The organism is Brackiella oedipodis DSM 13743 (assembly GCF_000621025.1).
Lineage (GTDB): Bacteria > Pseudomonadota > Gammaproteobacteria > Burkholderiales > Burkholderiaceae_B > Oligella > Oligella oedipodis.
In genome coordinates this window covers 57456-76418 of record NZ_JHZJ01000011.1, presented here as the reverse complement: position 1 = coordinate 76418, position 18963 = coordinate 57456, and the positions used below count along the sequence as shown (strand labels likewise).

Sequence of the window (18963 nt, the reverse complement as noted above, 5' to 3'; positions counted from 1 at the left end):
CTGTCTTTCGTCGGCGCTCAATCGGCATTCATTTAACTATAAGCATGATCTTAAATAAGTTAAAATAAGTCTTTTAAACTTGCCTTTATAGTCTTTGATTTCATGGATAGTCAGCAAAGAATTCAAACCCATTTTGAAGACCACATTGCCGTGGCCACCCGCACCCTTGAGTTGCTGGCTCAGCCTCTAGCGACGGCCGGCTCTTTATTGACCAGCGTCATTGCCAATAATCGCAAGGTCTTAGCTTGCGGTAATGGTGGCTCAGCGGCCGATGCCCAACATTTTATTGCGGAACTAGTGGGTCGCTTTGAGAACGAACGCTTTGCGCTTCCTGGCGTCGCCCTCACCACAGATACTTCCATTTTGACGGCAGTGGGCAATGATTACGGCTTTGATCAGATCTTTAGTCGCCAAGTGCAGGCCCTCGGTCAAGCCGGCGACTTATTGGTGGCTCTTTCGACCAGTGGTAATTCAGAAAATGTGATACAAGCTATCGAGGCGGCGCACGCCGCCGATATGCATGTCATTGCGTTAACTGGCCGTGATGGTGGTCAGATCGGCACCCTGTTGCAAAATGATGATGTGCATTTATGCATACCGGATCAACGCACCATGCGCATCCAAGAAATGCACATCTTGTTCTTACATATTATTTGCGATCTACTCGACGCGTCGATTTTTGGGGATTCTTAAGCATGAAACCAAGTTCTTCTTTACTACCTCAGCGTTTACCTTTGGCGCTACTGTTGGCTTCGCTTTGTCTGACCAATACCGCTTGTGTACCCTTATTTGTGGGCGGTGCTGCGGCCGCAGGTGCCACCGTCGCGACTGACCGCCGTAGTTCTGGCATGCAGCTCACTGATAAATCCATCTCCATACGCGTTGAGCACGAGGTCGGTTCTGCTTTCCCATCTAATACGACTCGAGTCAATGCCCTAACCTTTAATCAGCGGGTTCTACTGACGGGCGAGATCCTCGATGAAGCCTCCAAAACCAAGGCCGGTCAGATTGCGCGCAAGAGCAAAGACGTACGAGAGGTTCTTAATCAATTGAAAGTGGGCCCTGTGGCCGACTTTGGTAGTCGCAGTAATGACTCATGGATTGCTTCCAAAGTGCGTACTGAGCTGATTGCCACTAAGGGTGTCCCAAGCCGCACTATTGCCCTCACGGTGTCTAAGGGCGTAGTCTATTTAATGGGTCAAGTCAATGCCACCGAAGCCAATTTGGCGGCTCAAGCGGCTTCTCGTATTAGCGGTGTCAAACAAGTCGTCAAAGCTTTTGACATTATTAGCAATAGCGCCACCGCTACCAGTGAAACGACGCCAGCCACGCCGAGCAATGAGTCTAGTCAACAAGCGGCTGACAGTGGCTATACTCAAACCTATCCTCTCAAATAAACACTTAAACACCCAGCCCGCGCTGGGTGCGCTGGAGCAGGACGATGTTCAAACTCATCAAATTCTTACTTATCACCGCGTTACTAGGGCTGAGCCTCAGTGCCTGTCATAACCGCGAACCAGCACCGCAGGCTCAGTTCACCAGCATTAATGGTCAAACCTTTACGACCAAAGACCTCCAAGGCCACGTTACCTTGGTGGAATTCTGGGCAACGAGTTGCGTCACCTGTAACAAAAAAATGCCACAGCTCGTCAAGATCTATCATAAATATCACGACCAAGGCTATAACCAAGTGGCCGTTGCCATGGCTTACGACCAAACTGATAAGATCCACAACTATGTCCAAAAAAATCAACTGCCCTTTACAGTCGTTCACGACGACGGCTCCATTGCCAAGGCTTTTGATAATGTCCGTTATACGCCCGTCGCCTATCTGCTCGATCGCCAAGGCAATATTGTGAAACGCTTGATTGGTGATTACGATGATGCCGAATTTGAGTCCTTACTACAACAAACGCTACAACAAAGTTAGTCCATCGTCCGTGTTATAAGTACCTTACGCTATGAGTCAAGCACCCCTACCGTCCCTCGCTACCGACCCTATTAGTGCCGCCTTACGTGCCGATATCATTGCCGAATCCATGCCTTATATACGGCAATTTCATGGCAAAACCATTGTGGTCAAATACGGCGGCAATGCCATGATTGATGAGCAGTTACAGCGCAGCTTTGCCTATGATATTGTGATGCTCAAGCTTATTGGCATGAATCCTATTGTTGTCCATGGAGGTGGTCCACAAATCAATTCAGCCCTCCAACGCCTTGGCAAAGAGGGTACGTTCATCCAAGGCATGCGCGTCACTGATATGGACACCATGGAAGTGGTCGAGTGGGTATTGGCAGGCCAAGTCCAGCAAGACATTGTCATGATGATTAACGAAGCTGGCGGCAAAGCCGTAGGACTGACGGGCAAAGACGGTGCCATGATCCATGCTCACAAAAAACTCATGCCCAATCAAGAGGCGCCTAGCCACCCCTTAGATATTGGCTATGTGGGCAACATCACGAAGATCGATCCCAGCATCATCAAAGTATTGCAACAAAGTCAATTTATTCCTGTGGTTTCACCGATTGGTTTTGATCCCGAAGATAACTCGGTCTATAACATCAATGCAGATGTTGTCGCTGGCGAAATGGCGACGGTTTTACAGGCCGAAAAACTGCTCTTAATGACTAACACCCCTGGTGTCCTCGATAAATCCGGACAATTAATCCGCAATCTAGATAGTCAACGTATTCAAGACTTTATTGCCGACCAGACCATTTCTGGCGGCATGATCCCCAAAATCGAATCGGCCCTTGGTGCGGCCCAAAAAGGCGTAGGTGCCGTACACATCGTCGATGGCCGAGTGCCGCATTGCTTATTACTTGAGCTGTTGAGTGATGACGGGGTCGGCACTATGATCACTGTTTAAGATGCTGATTAAGTATTTTCACAATCAAGCCCATCGTCCTGGACCGATTTGGTTTTTTGATTTAGACAATACCCTACATAATGCCTCGTGGTCGGTCTTTAAGACCCTGCACCACAAAATGACTCAAGCCGTTATGCACAGCCTGCAGGTATCAGAGCAGGAGGCCGCTTTTCTGCGCACAAAATACCTCGAGAAGTACGGCGCAACGGTGATTGGTTTGAGCAAACATCATCATATTGATCGCCAAGAATTTTTGCGTCTGAGTCACGATTTTAATGTCCAAGCCGAAGTACTCTTTGAACATAATCTACCGGCGCTCCTTAAGCGTTTACCAGGTACCTTGTACGTACTGACGAACGCGCCCCAAGAATATGCCGAAAGAGTACTCCATCGACTCAATATTCATTCTTGCTTTAAAGGCATTTGCGCCATCGATCATATGATACTGCAGGGTCGCCACAAGACCAAACCCTCGCTTGCCTTAATGCGTCAATTACAAGCGCATCTACAGGAACCCAGCAAAAAAATCATCTTTGTTGAAGATACACTTAGAAACCTAAAAGCGGCCAAAACCTTAGGTTGGCAAACGGTTTATATTTATAATAGTGGCTCGCCTTTAGGCAAGCAAAGAGCCCTGCGTCCCAGCTATGTAGATTACCGTTTCAACAATTTACGGCAGCTGTTATTAAGCCCGCACATGTATCGCTCATAGGGGTCTCTTTTTGCTGGCGTTTATCTCTCCCTCCCTTTATTCATAGGCTCAAAGATGCTGCAAACCTTTATCGATTTTGTGCTCCACATTGACCAGCATTTACAATGGCTCGCGGCCAATTATGGTCTCTGGATTTATGCCATTTTATTTTTGATTGTATTTTGCGAGACTGGCTTAGTGGTCACCCCTGTACTCCCAGGGGACTCCTTATTATTTGCGGCCGGTGGCATTGCGGCAATTGGCGGCATGAATATTTGGCTGTTACTGGCGCTACTGTTTTTGGCGGCGGTTTTGGGCGATGCGTGTAACTTTTTTATAGGTAAATATTTTGGGCAACGCTTATTTAAGAATCCCGATGCCAAATTCCTCAAGCCTGCCTACCTCGAAAAAACCCATCAGTTCTATCAAAAATATGGCGGCAAAACCATCATCCTCGCCCGCTTTGTGCCTATCGTACGCACGTTTGCGCCATTTGTTGCGGGTCTAGGTCATATGCATTATGGCCATTTCTTACGCTATAACATCATTGGGGGTGCCTTGTGGATTGTCTTATTCGTCGGGGCGGGTTATTTATTCGCTAATTTACCTATTGTCAAAAACAACCTCTCTATTGTCATTTTGGGCATTATTGTTATCTCCCTGGTACCCATGATTATTGAGTTAATTCGTCACAAAACTCAAACACGAAAAAGCTAGATCCCCGCACTCACAAAAAACCCCAGCTTAACGCTGGGGTTTTTTGTAAATCGTGCCTTTAGTTGGCTTTGGTATTATCAAACTCTAGCTTAGGAGCCTTCATGAGCTGATCTTCCTGACCCACCCCAAAATTTGGCACCCGTTTGTAACCAAAAATCTTGGCTGTAATCACGGTTGGGAAACGACGAATAAAGGTATTAAAGGTTTGTACTTCTTTGATGTAACGACCGCGTGCTGTGGCAATACGGTTTTCGGTGCCTTCAAGCTGCACGTTTAAATCCTTAAATAATGCATCACTTTTGAGCTCTGGGTAGTTTTCTGAAACAGCGATCAAACGTGACAAGGCGGCCGTTAAACTACCTTGGGCTTGTTGGAATTGCTGCATTTGCTCATCGGAGGGCAATTCGCTGGCATTGACGTTGACAGAGCCGACTTTGGAGCGGGCCTCAGTCACTTCAGCCAGCACATCATGCTCGTGTTTCATGTAAGAGTTAACACTACTGACCAACTGCGGCACTAAATCGGCACGACGTTGGTATTGGTTGAGGGTTTCTGACCATGCCGCTTTGACATTTTCATCGAGCGATTGGATGTCGTTATAGCCGCAACCTGCCAGCAGCGTTAGCATCATAAAAGACGCTAATAATTTAAAAAAAGCTTTCATGCCATTTCCTATTGCTAAGGTTAAGAACCCATTCATTATACTGAGTATTTACTAGTACACCAGCCATGTGTTGACAATTTTTACGAAAGACAGCGTCGCTGACGACGCCCCACAATAGTCCTAAGTCATTTAAAGGTATTAGCGAATACGGTATAATGGATCGCTTGACACTGTGGTCATAACAACTAATCTTTAAAACCACAGCCCCGCATTCCTACATCCAATTATGTTAATACACGATATAGCTGCTTTCCGGCCGTCTAAAAACGACTGGATTTTTGCTTTTAAGACGCTGCTGTCCGCGTTTCTGGCTTTGTATATATCTTTTTCTTTAGATTTTCTCAAGCCAGTCTTATCGATGGGCTCAGTGTTCTTGGTATCTTTGCCTTTATCGGGCATGGTCATCTCTAAGAGTATCGGCCGTCTACTCGGCACCTTACTCGGCGCCACCATGGCTGTACTGACCATGCCGCACCTCATCAATTACCCTGTGCTTTATGCCGTATTTTTGGCGTGTTGGGTCGGCGTTTGTATTTACGTCTGTATGATCGATGCCAGTCCGATTGGTAATATTGCGCTTTTTGCGGCTTATATGGGGGTCATTGCTACGGTCGAGATTATTTTTAATATAGATAAACATATCAGTATCTATGACATAGTCTTTAATCGCGTCATGGAAAATGCCATTGCCGTCATCATCACAGCCGTCGTCAGTGTCTCTATCTTTCCGCAACATATTGGTGACTCCATTAAACCCCGCATCAATCGGGCACTTGAGCAAACCCTAGACGTCCTACGTAAACAATTCCAGACTGAGCACCCAGAACAAACGCTCCAAGATGTCACCGCCCTCAATAGCACGGTCTACAACATTCAGCTCAGTGTCGACCATTTGCTCTATGAAAAAAGCAAATACATCGGTATGTACCAGTCGTTGCGGGAGTTGTTACGGCAATTTTCTTTGGTATTTCTAAATCTCGCCTCCTTAGCACAGCGTTTGGCGCAATTAGATCGACTGCAACCAAAATTTCGCAGCCAAATGCAGCCCTTGATCGAGGAAGTCATCAGTTTTCTTAAGCGGCCTGGCAAAGACATCCGACACCCCGAAGAATTGCCCGCTCAGTACAACGCGTTTTTTGAAGATCCTCGCTTACGTTTTTTTGACCAAACCACGCAAACCACGATCGAAGCGGTTCGTATGGACTTACGCCACTTCATTCAGAGTATGAATGCGATTCACCTGATTTGGTACAACATCGGTATGGGCCGACGCCGCCTGCCCAAACAAATTGAGCAAGTCAGACATGCGGCGCGGCCCCACCGTGACCATGGTATGGCCTTACGTGGCGCCTTTGCTTCGTTCTTAGCGGTCACCATTTCTATGCTGTTGTGGATTTATTCAGGATGGCTCGATGGCTATATGATGGCGCAATTTACCGCTATTTCGGCGTGTATTTTGACGCGCTTTGACGACCCCGTACCGGGTCTCAAGCAATTTACCCTAGGTTCTACTTGTGGTCTCGTGCTGTTGTATTTGTATTTGTTTTATATTTTTCCGTCAGTCACGAGCTTTGTGCAATTAATGATCGTGTTTACGCCCGTGATTATTGCCTGCACCTTAGTGTTTTCTAATCCTAAGCTCTATGGCTTTGGTTTGGCGTCCTGCGTTGGCTTTATTATGTCGACAAATTTACACAATACCTATGTGATTAATCCGCAAATGTCGATCGAAAGCGCCATTGGTACTGTGCTCGGCCCAATGATTTCCTTGACCTGTATGTACTATATTCGTGCCGTCTCACCCGATACCTCAGCCAAACGTATCTTAAGCGCCCATTACCAATCGCTAGCCAAAGCTGTCCAGCTTAATTTTGGGGCTCGCTTACGCCTGCAACTCAGAGAGATTGTTGATCGCATCGCCCTGCTCAATACTAAGGTAGTCAGTGATCAAGATCTACACCGGGCCCTAAACGAATCCTTGCTAGAGAGTACCAATATTTTGGATCTCAATCGCTTACACGAAATTGAGCAACTCGACAACACGCCGTCCACAGTCAAATCGGCTATTCGTCGTGTGCGCCAGCTCTATACCAAAGAATACCGCAGTCAAGCGCGGCAATTTCAGGGACAGCCGTATTACTACGAAGCGATTCTCAAGTCTCTGCAACAATTGCAACGTCAGGCATTCCAAATGGATGATGACAATTATCGCGAGCGCGTCATTATGGCTTGCAATAATTTGTACTACGATTTTTTGTTCCTTAACAGAAATACTCAGGAGGTCACATAATGCATAGATATACAGAGATATTGCACGCTTGGGTACTATCACAATGACCATTAGTGAATTTGATTTTGTTGGTCTATACCTACCCTTGTTTTTGGTGGAGCTGCTGCTCGCCTATTTAGTGTTTCGCCTCTTTAATTACTTAATCGTCGATAAGCTAGTCGTTCGCGGTTGGATAGCCTACCCCAGTATTTTCTATTTATTTTGGTATTTCACCTGCTTGGTGATCGTGCATAAATTGCATATGCTCCTGAATACACTTTTTTTATAAAAAACCATGCCCACTTCAAAAAAAATTGCTCGATATTTATTACTTTTGTTGGTCATCATTATTGCGATTTTTGGCTGTCTGCATATTTGGTCATATTACAGCGAAGAGCCATGGACGCGCGATGGTCGGGTGCGCGCCGACGTTTATAATGTCGCCCCCGATGTCTCAGGCCTAGTCACTGACGTCCAGGTGCAAGACAATCAGGAGGTCAAAAAAGGTGATTTATTGTTTAGAATCGATATCGCTCGTGCTAATTTAAATGTGCAACAAGCCCAAGCAGACCTTGAAAGTAGCCAGGCCGCCTATCAACAAGCTCAGGCCAATATTACCGTCGCCCAAGCCAATATCCGCGCGGCCAAAAAAGAATATGAGCTCGCCAAAAAGAATGCACAACGTTATATCGCTCTGGACAATGGCGCCGCTTCTAAGCTCGAAATCGATACTATGCGCACCACCAGTGCTTCTAAACAAGCCGCTTACGAACAAAAACGTGCCGTGCTTGAACAGGCTCAAGCTAATCTCGCCCAGAAAAAAGCGGCCGTTGGCATTGCCGAACACAATTTAGATTTAGCCAAGCTCAATCGCCAGCGTGCTGATGTCAAAGCGCCAGACGACGGCACCCTATCGAATTTCTCCTTACGTGTCGGCAACTATGTTCGCACGGGAGAACCGATTGCGGCCATTATTAATCGTCAACAACTGTACGTTGTAGGTTACTTTGAAGAAACTAAACTTAAAAAAATCCATTTGGGTGACCGGGCACGCGTCAAACTCATGGGTGAGTCTGAGGTATATGAAGGTCATGTACAGGGTATTGCCAGCGGTATCGAAGATCGTGAGCGCGATCGTAGTTCAGGCTTGTTGGCCAATGTTAACCCTACCTTTACATGGGTACGCTTAGCGCAACGTATTCCTGTCAAAATCGTTTTGGATGCGATCCCTCATGATAATTTAGGTTTTGTAGCGGGTCGCACTGTCAGTGTTGAGATCCTAGATAAGGATAAGGATAAGGATAAGGATAACGACAACCACAGCGACCAACCGAGCGCTAAGCACGCCGACCAATAAAGTGGCGCCTCGCTTGGCAAGAGCGCCAAGCTTAAGCTAAGCATGTTATGTTAGTGAACAAGGGCATTGTTTTCGTCAAGTAAGCGATTACAATCTAATTGTTACGCTGACTTTTTGATTACCAAGGAGGTACACATGTCTAGCTTAGGCCTCAAAGACGGCAACTTACTCAAGCAACAAGTCTATATTAACGGTACTTGGCGTGATGCCAAATCCGCCGAAACCATCAGTGTAGTCAATCCCGCGACAGGCCAAGAAATCGCCAAAGTGCCTGCCCTTAGCGCCGCTGAAGCCGAAGAAGCAGTCAGCGCCGCGCAAGACGCGCTCAAGGCATGGCAACAAAAATCAGCCAAAGAACGCAGCCAGATTTTGCGGCAGTGGTTTGACCTAATCATGCAGCACCAAGAGGATTTAGGTTTACTCCTGACCCTAGAACAAGGCAAACCGCTGGCAGAAGCCAAAGGTGAAATCGCTTACGGTGCCTCCTATATAGAATGGTATGCCGAAGAAGCCAAGCGGATCTATGGCGATATTATTCCTGGCCCAGATAGTAAAACCCATATTTTGGTCAAGAAACAAGCCATTGGTGTCTGCGCCGCCATTACCCCGTGGAACTTCCCCAATGCCATGATCACGCGCAAGGCCGCACCCGCTTTAGCCGCTGGATGTACCTTTATTATTCGTCCCGCATCGCAAACGCCATTATCGGCCCTAGCCTTGGCTGAACTCGCACACCGTGCTGGCATCCCGGCGGGTGTTTTTAACGTCATTACGGGGAGCTCGAGCGAACTCGGCCAGGTCCTCACTGAAGACGATCGCATCAAAAAATTTAGTTTTACGGGTTCTACCGCTGTAGGTGCCAAACTGATGGCGCAAACCGCTTCCACCATCAAAAAAATCAGTATGGAATTAGGAGGCAATGCACCTTTCATCGTCTTTGATGATGCCGATTTAGATCAAGCCGTCGAAGGGGCGATCGCTTGCAAATACCGCAATGCCGGTCAGACCTGCGTTTGCGCCAATCGCATTTATGTGCAGAGTGCCGTTTACGAAGACTTTCTACAAAAATTCCAAGCCGCGGTAGCCAAACTGAAGGTTGGCGATGGCACCCAAGAAGGCGTAACAGTCGGTCCGCTGATCAATGCAGACGCTATCAAAAAAGTACAAGAACATATCAATGACGCCACCTCTAAAGGCGCCCAAGTGGTCGCGGGTGGCAAGGTCCTCAATGAGATAGGCGAACTCTTTTTTGAGCCCACCGTATTACGCGATGTTACCCAAGACATGCAGGTCGCCAAAGAAGAGACCTTCGGTCCTTTGGCCCCTATTTTTAAATTTGAAGCGGATGACGAAGTGGTGCAATACGCTAATGATACGGAATTTGGTTTGGCCTCTTATTTTTATGCCAAGGATGTGAGTCGCATCGTACGCGTCGCTGAGCAATTGGAATATGGTATTGTCGGCGTCAATAGCGGTCTGATTTCCAATGAGGCCGCGCCATTTGGCGGTGTCAAACATTCTGGCTTGGGCCGAGAAGGCTCCAAATACGGTATTGAAGACTATATCGAAATCAAATACATACTCTTAGCAATAGACTAAGTCTGACGACATAATGTAGGACGATTTTGTATGCCAATCTCGTGGGTGGATTGGCATTTTTTTTGGGTTATACGCAACAAAACTATAAATAATTCAATTATTTATTGACCTAAACTAAAAAAATAAAGCCTGCTAGTCTGATTTTATTGTTCATCAATCCCCCTTATGCTTTAATGAGTGCATCTTTAAAAAAAATTTATTGATGTCATAGCTTTTTTGTAAGGCTATCTCATCGCATAAGGAGCCAAATCATGGCCAATAATATTTACGATTTTCGAGGTGCTGAACCGGTTGAATACATCGTCCAAGCCTTAGATATTATTAATAATAGTAATAATAATCCTACCACCTTCATCTTTGATATTGATCCTTTCCACGTCTACCGTGTTCTCCGACAAAACGGTATCTCTTTTAGCACAAAACGTATCGCTGACCACAACTACGAAGTCACCGTCTACTAAGGTGCACATCTAACGAGTCTTTTTACTTAATAGTTTTTGAGTCGTTCAACGTCGTTGATTCTAATATTACGCCCTTTAACTTCTATGAGACCGTCATGTGATAGTTCTTGTAGCAGACGCGAAAAATGCTCGGGGGTGATATTGAGTCGAGAAGCAATCACAGATTTATTGGTACTCAGGGTAATGACATCACCATTACCCATTTCTTTGTCTTTGAGCAAAAAACCAATCACTCGCTGTGCAGCTGAGTGTAATGAATACGATTCGATGTCGTACATCAAACTATAAATCCAATTGCTTAAACCATGCAGCATCTGATTGACAAACACCGGATTGTCATACATGACCTCAAAGATGGCTTCTTTGCTGGTGAAAAAAATCAGGGTGTCCTCGAGTACCGTGGCCGTGACGCTATAAGGCATATCGCTAAACAAAAATGGCTTACCGACATTTTGTGGAGGATGCACGATACGAACGACTTTTTCGACCCCTGGGACAGAGAGAATAGATAATTTGACAAGGCCATACACCACTGTGTGCAACCCTTCGCAACGCTCTCCAGAGCTAAACAACACATCACCCTTTTTGCATTGCATACGGCGCGTCCCTTCCACCAAAATATCTAAGGCATGATCATCTAACTTACTGAATAATGCTATGTTTTTGAGGACATTTTTTACGTTTACTTTTTGCGCCATTAGCTGTACCCATTTAGAGCCTTCGTTATATTAGTAATTTTAACCTATTAGCTAATTTTAACTATTATATTCACTACTATATAATAATGTATTATATATGGCGCAACCGTTGATAACAAAACTATCTTATACACTTTAGGGTCACACTTTCCTGTATTTTTGGCTATCTCATCCCCTCATTATCAGCCCCTCTTAATATACTTATTCCTTAGTCGTTCAATCCTAAGTGATGGTTGGTTTTGTTAAAATAAGTCATTTTAAGTGCTACCGAAATGTAGGTCTTGATGCAAGTGCTTAGACCTTTTAGTTTCTGGGTAGCATCTTGCTACTGATTACCAAACCTATGTCTCAACCTACTGCCGCCAATAAAATCCGCTCAGAAGTAAAGCGGCGCCGAACCTTTGCCATTATTTCTCACCCAGATGCGGGTAAAACCACCTTAACCGAAAAGCTACTTTTGTTTGCAGGGGCGATTCAAATTGCCGGTAGCGTTAAGGCTCGCAAGGCGAGCCGTCATGCCTCGTCGGACTGGATGGAAATTGAAAAACAACGCGGTATTTCCGTGGCTTCTTCCGTGATGCAAATGGAGTATCAAGATTGTGTCATCAATTTACTTGATACCCCAGGCCACCAAGACTTTTCTGAAGATACCTATCGTGTACTCACGGCAGTCGACGCCGCCATTATGGTGATCGATGGTGCCAATGGTATCGAACCTCAGACTATTCGCCTATTAGAAGTTTGTCGGGCGCGCCATACCCCTATCATTACCTTTATTAATAAATTTGACCGTGAGGTTCAAGAACCGCTCGATCTGCTCAGTGAAGTCGAATCGCACTTAGGCATGGATGGCGTGCCCTTTACATGGCCAGTGGGCATGGGTAAGCATTTTGCCGGAGTGTTTGACTTACAAAAAGACCGCATGCGCGTCTTTAAGGCGGGTCAAGATAAGCGTGGTGGCGACGTTGAGTTTATGCAAGGCCTAGATAATCCGCAGATTGCTGAACGCTTTGGCAGCACCTTTGCCAAGGCTCGTGAAGAGATTGAACTGATTCAAGAAGCGGCTCCTGCATTTGATCAAGCGGCCTTTCTGGCGGGAGAGCAAACACCGATTTTCTTTGGCTCTGCGGTCAATAACTTTGGTGTGCAAGAAGTGCTAGAAACCTTGGTTCAATGGGCGCCAGCACCAAGCCCACGGCAAGCACTTGAACGCTTAGTTGAGCCCGATGAAAATAAATTCACAGGGGTCGTCTTTAAGGTACAAGCCAATATGGATCCTGCGCACCGCGACCGTGTAGCCTTTGTGCGCGTGAGCTCAGGACGTTTTGAGCGCGGTATGCGTCTTAAGATCGTGCGCACTGGTAAAGAATTACGCAGCAGTAATGTGGTTTCGTTTTTGTCGCAGCGCCGCGACATTCTCGATGAAGCCTATGCGGGCGACGTGATCGGTATTCCCAACCATGGAGTCTTACATTTAGGCGATGTACTCACCGAAGGCGAGACCCTGCACTTTACGGGTTTACCTTTTTTTGCGCCCGAATTATTCCGCGAAGTCGAAGTCAAAGATCCACTGCGTAGTAAACAATTACGCACGGGCCTGACCCAACTCGGTGAGGAAGGTGCCATTCAGGTCTTCCGTCCCGAAATCGGCAGTGCTTTGCTCTTAGGAGCTGTGGGACAGTTGCAATTTGAAGTGGTAGCACATCGCCTGAAAACCGAATACAACGTAGATGCGATTTTGCGTCCAAGTCGTTACAATATGGCTCGTTGGTTTACCAGCGATGATCCCGTCGCGCTCAAAAAATTCATGCAAAGCAATAGCCAACATATTGCTTACGATGTGGTCAATGCGCCCGCATTTTTAGTGAGTTCACCGGCGCAATTACGGGTTGCTCAAGATCTGAATCCAGCCATAGAGTTCCATATGATGCGCGAGCATAGTGGTCAGGTATTTTCGCAAACGCAATAAACTTATAAACCGAGTAAAATCACCCTATATGTCCTAAAAGGAACCCATATGTCTTGGCGTTTATTAATTTTTTCTCTTTTGATTTTTGCGGCGATTGCCACCACGATTGGTCTCAAAGCAGGTGACTGGTTGATTGATCACGTTCCAGATCAAGCCAACATTCCCAATACCGCCATCTTGGATCCCGAACCCCAAGTCGATGCGCAAGGGCGTCCCGTCATGAATCAGCCACAGCAACCGCTACTCAATGGCTCTCAAGGCGTACCTCCAGAACATCAAGCTGTCAACTGGAAGATTGATAGCAATAGCGTTAAACAATCCGAGAAAAATGCAGAAACTGGCGAAAAAAATAACAGCGCCAATAACGCCGGCGCCTATACCGTCACTGAGGGTGATACGGGTGCTAGCGCTAACTATCGACCGTTGCAAAGAAATAATACGACGGCTACTAGTTCTGCGGGTGCAGCTTGGCAAGGGGAGTTCCAACAAAAAATGGCCGCTTGCCGACGCCTGGACTTTAATAGCCGACCGTCGTGTATTCGCAACACTCGTCAGCAATATTGTGGGGCAAATAACGCTTGGGGCCAAATAAATGATTGCCCTGCCCAATAAATTAGTGTATAGTTATTTACTTAACTGCGGGAATAGCTCAGTTGGTAGAGCGCAACCTTGCCAAGGTTGAGGTCGCGAGTTCGAGACTCGTTTCCCGCTCCAAATTTCAAAAGCCCGAATAATCTCATATTATTCGGGCTTTTTTTGTGTCTATTGAATAGAGCTCTTGTATGCCGCCTTGGCTTCGTATGATTTATACACAAAAAAGGCTACAAACCTAAGTTTGTAGCCTTTGTATCTTACAGAAACTCTTAAGATTCTTTTTTGTTGGCTAATTCAACAGGGCCATGATCATCACAATGGTCGCCATGAGGGTGATGTAAATGACCATCGACTAAATAGTCGACATGATCACCGTGTGGTACCGCTTCGTGGCCGCAATCTGGGCCATGGACGTGACCTTTTTCGTGACCATTGCAAGCATGCTCTGGTGTGCATTGGTCAGGATTGGTCTCGGATACTTCAATAACGTGCTCATCGACGTGATCACCATGTGGATGGTGTAAATGACCATCATGCAAATAGTCAACATGTCCGTCGTGAACGACAGCCACATGACCGCAATCAGGACCATGTTCGTGATCATGTTGTTGGTGATGAGTTTGTTTGCAATCTGTCATAGCAATCTCCTAGAAGAAAAGAATTAAAAATAAATACGGCAAGGATCGCAGAGCAGATATCTGCAGAAATATACTTCACAGCGAATCGTTATACCCTTAAACGCTGCACTCACCGTATTAGCATGTATTACCATTATACAACTTAATAGCCTCTAAGGTTTTGAATTAAAATCGTTTTTTTGTAAACAAAGGTGTATATCTTTGAAGGTATCGCCGCATTATGAGGCGCCCTATTGACGGTTTAAGTCCACCTCAATCTTAGCAAACTACCCTTTCTGGCTAAGCTAAAAAAAGCCCGAATAAACGTAACGCTTATTCGGGCTCGTACACAAACGTCATTATGACCGATAAGGTCTAAGGCCTTATTCCGTTTCAATTTCCATTTGTGATTGACTGTATTTCTCTAGACCCATGCTATCGATAAGTTCGAGCTGAGTTTCAAGCCAGTCAATTTGCTCTTCGTTTTCGTCGAGCAAGTGATTTAGAATATCACGACTCACATAATCACCAACCTCTTCACAGTGAGCGATGGCTTCGACTAAGCCCGTATGACGCTCTTGCTCGAGGCTTAAATCACAGGAGATGATTTCTGGAATATCTTCGCCCACACGAACTTTATTGATATCTTGAAGATTAGGTAAACCTTCGAGTAATAAAATTCGTTGAATCAAAATATCCGAATCTTTCATGTCGCGAATGGATTTTTTGTACTCATGTTCGTTGAGTTCGCCAAATCCCCAGTGTTTTAGGATGCGAGCATGCAAAAAGTACTGGTTGATCGCTGTTAAGGTTTTAGTGAGTTGAATATTTAGTTGTTTATTAACATCTTTATCTGCTTTCATAATCGTCCCTCTTTAATGATAGGGTAATAATCTACACCACGATTATAGCAAAACCACTTACTTACAAAACCTCGTTCAGGTCGTATGTATGCAGGTAGTAATTCTGAATACAATTGATAAGGAATATCATTAAGATTCAATGACTTAGGGGTAGGTTTGAGCTGTTAAAAAATGCTGCGATCAAGGGTGGCAGAGAGGAATGAAAGGTAGCCTCAGAGCGGGCAAAAGGACAAGAAAAAAGGTGCAAAAAAGCCGAGCGCTGAGCTCTAAGCAAAGCGCTGATAATGACTGATGAGAAAGCCTATTCGGCACGCATAGAAACTACTTTGACTAAATTAGAAAAACCACCGCTGGCGCCAGCACCGCGCTGAGGCAGGTACTCATGGGCCGATTGCTTGCAACAGCCGCAGCAATTACCCACGCCTAGCTCGTTTTGTAATTCATCGAAAGTAGAAACGCCTTTGGCCACCGCTTCTTTGATGGCTTTGTCGGTGACGGCGTTACAAATACAAATATACATAAGAATTATTATCACTTTCTTTTAAAAAGTTGTCAATAATACTTATCACAGGAGTAAGGTTATTTACAAACCTGTTCTTTTTTGCCACACTCTTGGTTAAAATCAATCACTTAGCGTGGGCGCACAGGTACTGATATAGCGCATGTGCGCGGCTCACTTAACCTTTTTTTGATCTTTCTTCGTATGTCTGCCTATTCTAAGACCGCTCAAAATCCCGATCAGCAACGCCAAGATCTCAAGCTTTTACAGCAGTTTATCTTGCGTCATAGCCGCAAGACGCTAATCCTGACGGGTCTGTTATTGCTTGTGCTTTTTGTCCTTTGGTTATATCTCGTTAACAAAATTTTTGCCTTTGGGGATCACGTCGATTGGTCGCGTCTGGGGCAAGCATCCTCAGACCAATCTTTTTTTTCGGTGGTCTTCTCCAAAATCAATCAGAGCACCTTGCCGGATTTTATGAATAACATTAACCCCTATTTATGGTGGGGCGTGGTCCTTATTCTTACCGTGGTGTTTTATTACATTATCAGTGCCAGCCTAAAGCAAATGCTACAGAGTGTCAGTCGTCAATACCCGAGTAATACCGCTTTGCGCCCGCTATTACAGCAGCTCTCTGTACAGGCTCATGCCGTTTTAGATTGGGTCTGGGTTGATCGGCACCATCCTATCTCTATCCAAGACCTTTATCGCACTCGCCAAGAAATACGCCAAGGTCGCCACCTGCATCTGAGCAAAATCCAAGAGCAAGAAGATTGGCTCAAAACCCCACGTCATCGCGCCAGGGAACGTGATCGTAGTCTCGAACCTGCCAGTACAGCTGAAGAGCCACCTACCCCGATCATCAGCGCGAGTGATGAACAGGCGCCCAAATAAACCTTTATGGTTGTTGCTGCTAGGGGTAATTACTTAGGCTCAACGCTTGTCAATTACCCCTTTCCATGCTAATAATAGTTAACCATGAAGACAAACACTTTATCCCATTCTCACAAGACATTAGTCGCTTGCCCTAAGCAAGCACGAGGTGTTTGCTCTCGCGTGTTTATGGTGTCCATGGCTCACATGCCTGCACAGCGCTCTTCTTATTCTCATCTACCATCTCACTTCGCTAATCACGCAGACACACAAACCCTGTTTGTGCCTGCTTTGCTGTCACTGCTATCTCTGCTATCTCTTTTAGCGATCGGTTATCAGGCCTAGAGCTCGGTGGCGCTTGGTAACCATTCAAATAGTTTGGTTCTACCTAACCACATACTGATTTTTGCCACCACGGTTCTCCAAGCTCCTTTTTTAGCATTCCTCAAGACTGCCCAAGAACCACTTGTATTGCCTTTTTTACTAATAAATTAACTCAAACACAGGTGTCCTATGCTTAGCAATCCAGCCTCAAAATACGTGCCGTTTAAACCTTTTAATGGTGATTTTTCTCAAAGAACGTGGCCCTCCAAGTCCATCACCCATCCGCCGATCTGGATGAGTACGGATTTGCGTGACGGTAACCAATCTTTGATTGAACCGATGAGCGTGGAGCGTAAACTCAAGTTTTTTAAAAAGCTCTGTGAAATCGGCTTCAAAGAAATCGAAGTCGGTTTCCCTTCAGCCTCACAAACGGACTATGACTTTGTACGCCGTCTCATTGATGATCACCTTATTCCAGATGATGTCACCATTATTGTTTTGACACAATCGCGCCAGGATTTGATTGAACGTACGGCGCAAGCCGCCTCCGGTGCTAAACAAGCCATGATCCACCTTTACAATGCCTGCGCGCCTTCTTTCCGTAAGATTGTCTTTAATATGTCTAAGGAGCAGATTCGGGATTTAGCGATTGCGGGAACCAAAATGGTCATGCAAGCCATGGAGCAGTATCCACAAACGCAATGGCGCTATGAGTACTCCCCAGAGGTCTTCAGTACCACTGAGCCTGAATTTGCCGTTGAAGTCTGCAATGCCGTTGGCCGCACCTATGGTGCCAGCCCAGACAAAAAAATCGTCTTTAATTTGCCAGCGACCATCGAATCAACCACGCCAAATCTCTACGCTGACCAAATCGAATATTTCTGTAACCATGTCGAAAACCGCGAGGCGTGTATTGTCAGTGTGCATCCGCATAATGACCGTGGTACCGCCGTGGCGGCTGCAGAATTAGCACAAATGGCCGGCGCCGATAGGGTCGAAGGTTGCTTGTTTGCTAGTGGTGAACGCACGGGTAATGTATGCTTGGTCACCCTTGCTCTTAACCTTTATTGTCAGGGCATTAATCCAGGATTGGATTTTTCTGATATTGATGCGGTTCGCCTCACGGCCGAATACTGCAACCAATTACCGGTGCATCCGCGTCATCCTTATGCGGGTGATTTGGTCTTTACAGCCTTTTCGGGTTCACACCAAGATGCCATCAAAAAAGGCATGGCGCAACAAAAAGCCGACGCCGTCTGGGAAGTGCCTTATTTACCTATTGATCCTGCTGATGTGGGACGTAGCTATGATGCGATTATTCGTGTCAATAGTCAATCCGGCAAAGGCGGTGTCTCTTATCTGCTCGAACAAGAGCATGGTTTGAACTTGCCTCGTCGCTTACAAATTGAATTTAGTCGCGCTATCCAACGTGTGACGGATGAGACCGGTCAAGAAGTCGTCGCCAACCAAGTCTTTGATATCTTTAAGGCTGAATATTTGGATCGCCACACACCATGGCGTCTTATCAGTCACCAAATTATCAGTCGCGAAGATGCCGATAACGAGGACAACTTCTCTATTCAAGCCAAAGTCGAAAAAGATGGTCAAGTTCAAGTGGTCAAAGGCCATGGTAACGGTGCTATTGCGGCCTTTGTGAATGCCCTCAACTTACCATTGCAATTTATGGATTACCATGAGCATGCCATTGGGGGTAGCGAAAAAACCCAAGCCGCATGTTATGTGGAATTACGCCTCAATGACTCGGCCACGGGCTTTGGCGTCGGTATTCATAAGGATATTGTAACGGCCTCCTTCTTGGCGGTACTCAGCGCCGTCAATCGCCACATTGCTTTAGACCAAGCCAGTCGCAAAGCGGCCTAAGCGAGTTACAACCC

General features: G+C 46.0%; 21 protein-coding genes and 1 tRNA gene. 17 read left to right on the top strand and 5 right to left on the bottom strand.

From position 1 onward, the window contains the following. The first annotated feature begins 102 nt into the window (after positions 1 to 102). The 6 genes from Q335_RS0102735 to Q335_RS0102710 are packed head-to-tail and all read left to right on the top strand — an operon-like array spanning position 103 to position 4281. Positions 103 to 693 (top strand): phosphoheptose isomerase, encoded by a 591-nt coding sequence (locus Q335_RS0102735; protein WP_028357322.1) that lies wholly within the window; start codon positions 103 to 105, stop codon positions 691 to 693. Positions 694 to 695: 2 nt separating this feature from the next. Then, positions 696 to 1397 (top strand): BON domain-containing protein, encoded by a 702-nt coding sequence (locus Q335_RS09030; RefSeq protein WP_028357321.1) that lies wholly within the window; start codon positions 696 to 698, stop codon positions 1395 to 1397. 44 nt (positions 1398 to 1441) lie between these two features. Beyond that, the gene (locus Q335_RS0102725) at positions 1442 to 1930 is read left to right on the top strand and encodes a TlpA family protein disulfide reductase (RefSeq protein WP_028357320.1); all 489 of its coding nucleotides are present in this window, start codon (positions 1442 to 1444) and stop codon (positions 1928 to 1930) included. 31 nt (positions 1931 to 1961) lie between these two features. Next, complete coding sequence (gene argB / locus Q335_RS0102720) at positions 1962 to 2873, top strand: acetylglutamate kinase (protein WP_028357319.1); 912 nt, start codon at positions 1962 to 1964, stop codon at positions 2871 to 2873. Between the two features lies 1 nt (position 2874). Continuing rightward, complete coding sequence (locus Q335_RS09025; RefSeq protein ID WP_051532258.1) at positions 2875 to 3585, top strand: pyrimidine 5'-nucleotidase; 711 nt, start codon at positions 2875 to 2877, stop codon at positions 3583 to 3585. A 54-nt stretch (positions 3586 to 3639) separates the two neighbouring features. After that, positions 3640 to 4281, top strand: a complete 642-nt coding sequence (locus Q335_RS0102710) for a DedA family protein (protein WP_028357318.1) — start codon at positions 3640 to 3642, stop codon at positions 4279 to 4281. A gap of 58 nt (positions 4282 to 4339) precedes the next feature. On the opposite strand, the gene Q335_RS0102705 is transcribed toward Q335_RS0102710, so the two are convergent. Then, on the bottom strand, positions 4340 to 4945 hold the full coding sequence (locus Q335_RS0102705) for a LemA family protein (protein WP_028357317.1): 606 nt from the start codon (positions 4943 to 4945) through the stop codon (positions 4340 to 4342). Positions 4946 to 5171: 226 nt separating this feature from the next. Here Q335_RS0102705 and Q335_RS0102695 point away from each other — a divergent pair, with 226 nt between their 5' ends. The 5 genes from Q335_RS0102695 to Q335_RS0102675 all read left to right on the top strand — a co-directional run bounded on the left by Q335_RS0102695 (position 5172) and on the right by Q335_RS0102675 (position 10631). Continuing rightward, complete coding sequence (locus tag Q335_RS0102695; RefSeq protein WP_084493519.1) at positions 5172 to 7235, top strand: FUSC family protein; 2064 nt, start codon at positions 5172 to 5174, stop codon at positions 7233 to 7235. A 43-nt stretch (positions 7236 to 7278) separates the two neighbouring features. After that, complete coding sequence (locus tag Q335_RS0102690) at positions 7279 to 7503, top strand: hypothetical protein (RefSeq protein WP_051532257.1); 225 nt, start codon at positions 7279 to 7281, stop codon at positions 7501 to 7503. Between the two features lie 6 nt (positions 7504 to 7509). Next, entirely contained in the window at positions 7510 to 8571 is a 1062-nt protein-coding gene (locus Q335_RS09020; protein ID WP_051532256.1) for an HlyD family secretion protein, read from the top strand. Between the two features lie 135 nt (positions 8572 to 8706). Further along, positions 8707 to 10170, top strand: a complete 1464-nt coding sequence (locus Q335_RS0102680; protein ID WP_038369279.1) for an NAD-dependent succinate-semialdehyde dehydrogenase — start codon at positions 8707 to 8709, stop codon at positions 10168 to 10170. Positions 10171 to 10421: 251 nt separating this feature from the next. Continuing rightward, positions 10422 to 10631, top strand: a complete 210-nt coding sequence (locus Q335_RS0102675; RefSeq protein WP_028357312.1) for a hypothetical protein — start codon at positions 10422 to 10424, stop codon at positions 10629 to 10631. A 26-nt stretch (positions 10632 to 10657) separates the two neighbouring features. Here the strand turns inward: Q335_RS0102675 and Q335_RS0102670 are convergent, their stop codons facing one another. Further along, positions 10658 to 11329: a Crp/Fnr family transcriptional regulator gene (locus Q335_RS0102670; RefSeq protein WP_028357311.1), complete on the bottom strand. Its 672-nt coding sequence runs from the start codon at positions 11327 to 11329 to the stop codon at positions 10658 to 10660. A gap of 343 nt (positions 11330 to 11672) precedes the next feature. Between Q335_RS0102670 and Q335_RS0102665 the strand changes: the two genes are divergently transcribed. The 3 genes from Q335_RS0102665 to Q335_RS0102655 all read left to right on the top strand — a co-directional run bounded on the left by Q335_RS0102665 (position 11673) and on the right by Q335_RS0102655 (position 14012). Then, positions 11673 to 13298 carry a peptide chain release factor 3 gene (locus tag Q335_RS0102665; RefSeq protein ID WP_051532255.1) on the top strand — a complete coding sequence of 542 codons (1626 nt, stop codon included), beginning with the start codon at positions 11673 to 11675 and terminating at the stop codon, positions 13296 to 13298. Between the two features lie 48 nt (positions 13299 to 13346). Next, entirely contained in the window at positions 13347 to 13910 is a 564-nt protein-coding gene (locus tag Q335_RS0102660) for a hypothetical protein (protein ID WP_028357309.1), read from the top strand. 26 nt (positions 13911 to 13936) lie between these two features. After that, positions 13937 to 14012: transfer RNA gene (locus Q335_RS0102655), tRNA-Gly, on the top strand. A gap of 149 nt (positions 14013 to 14161) precedes the next feature. Here Q335_RS0102655 and Q335_RS0102650 read toward each other — a convergent pair. The 3 genes from Q335_RS0102650 to Q335_RS09015 form a co-directional block, all read right to left on the bottom strand. Next, entirely contained in the window at positions 14162 to 14530 is a 369-nt protein-coding gene (locus Q335_RS0102650; RefSeq protein WP_028357308.1) for a hypothetical protein, read from the bottom strand. A gap of 362 nt (positions 14531 to 14892) precedes the next feature. Continuing rightward, positions 14893 to 15372 carry a bacterioferritin gene (bfr, locus tag Q335_RS0102645; RefSeq protein ID WP_028357307.1) on the bottom strand — a complete coding sequence of 160 codons (480 nt, stop codon included), beginning with the start codon at positions 15370 to 15372 and terminating at the stop codon, positions 14893 to 14895. A 301-nt stretch (positions 15373 to 15673) separates the two neighbouring features. Next, a complete protein-coding gene (locus Q335_RS09015) occupies positions 15674 to 15892 on the bottom strand; it encodes a (2Fe-2S)-binding protein (protein ID WP_038369278.1) in 219 nt (72 codons plus the stop codon). Positions 15893 to 16075: 183 nt separating this feature from the next. On the opposite strand from Q335_RS09015, the gene Q335_RS0102635 reads away from it, so the two are divergent. From Q335_RS0102635 to leuA, 3 genes are all read left to right on the top strand, one after another. Next, on the top strand, positions 16076 to 16765 hold the full coding sequence (locus Q335_RS0102635; protein WP_028357306.1) for a hypothetical protein: 690 nt from the start codon (positions 16076 to 16078) through the stop codon (positions 16763 to 16765). Between the two features lie 84 nt (positions 16766 to 16849). Then, a complete protein-coding gene (locus Q335_RS10190; protein ID WP_156929876.1) occupies positions 16850 to 17089 on the top strand; it encodes a hypothetical protein in 240 nt (79 codons plus the stop codon). Between the two features lie 168 nt (positions 17090 to 17257). Then, positions 17258 to 18949, top strand: coding sequence for a 2-isopropylmalate synthase (leuA, locus tag Q335_RS0102630; RefSeq protein ID WP_028357305.1), 1692 nt, complete (start codon positions 17258 to 17260; stop codon positions 18947 to 18949). Positions 18950 to 18963 lie beyond the last annotated feature (14 nt).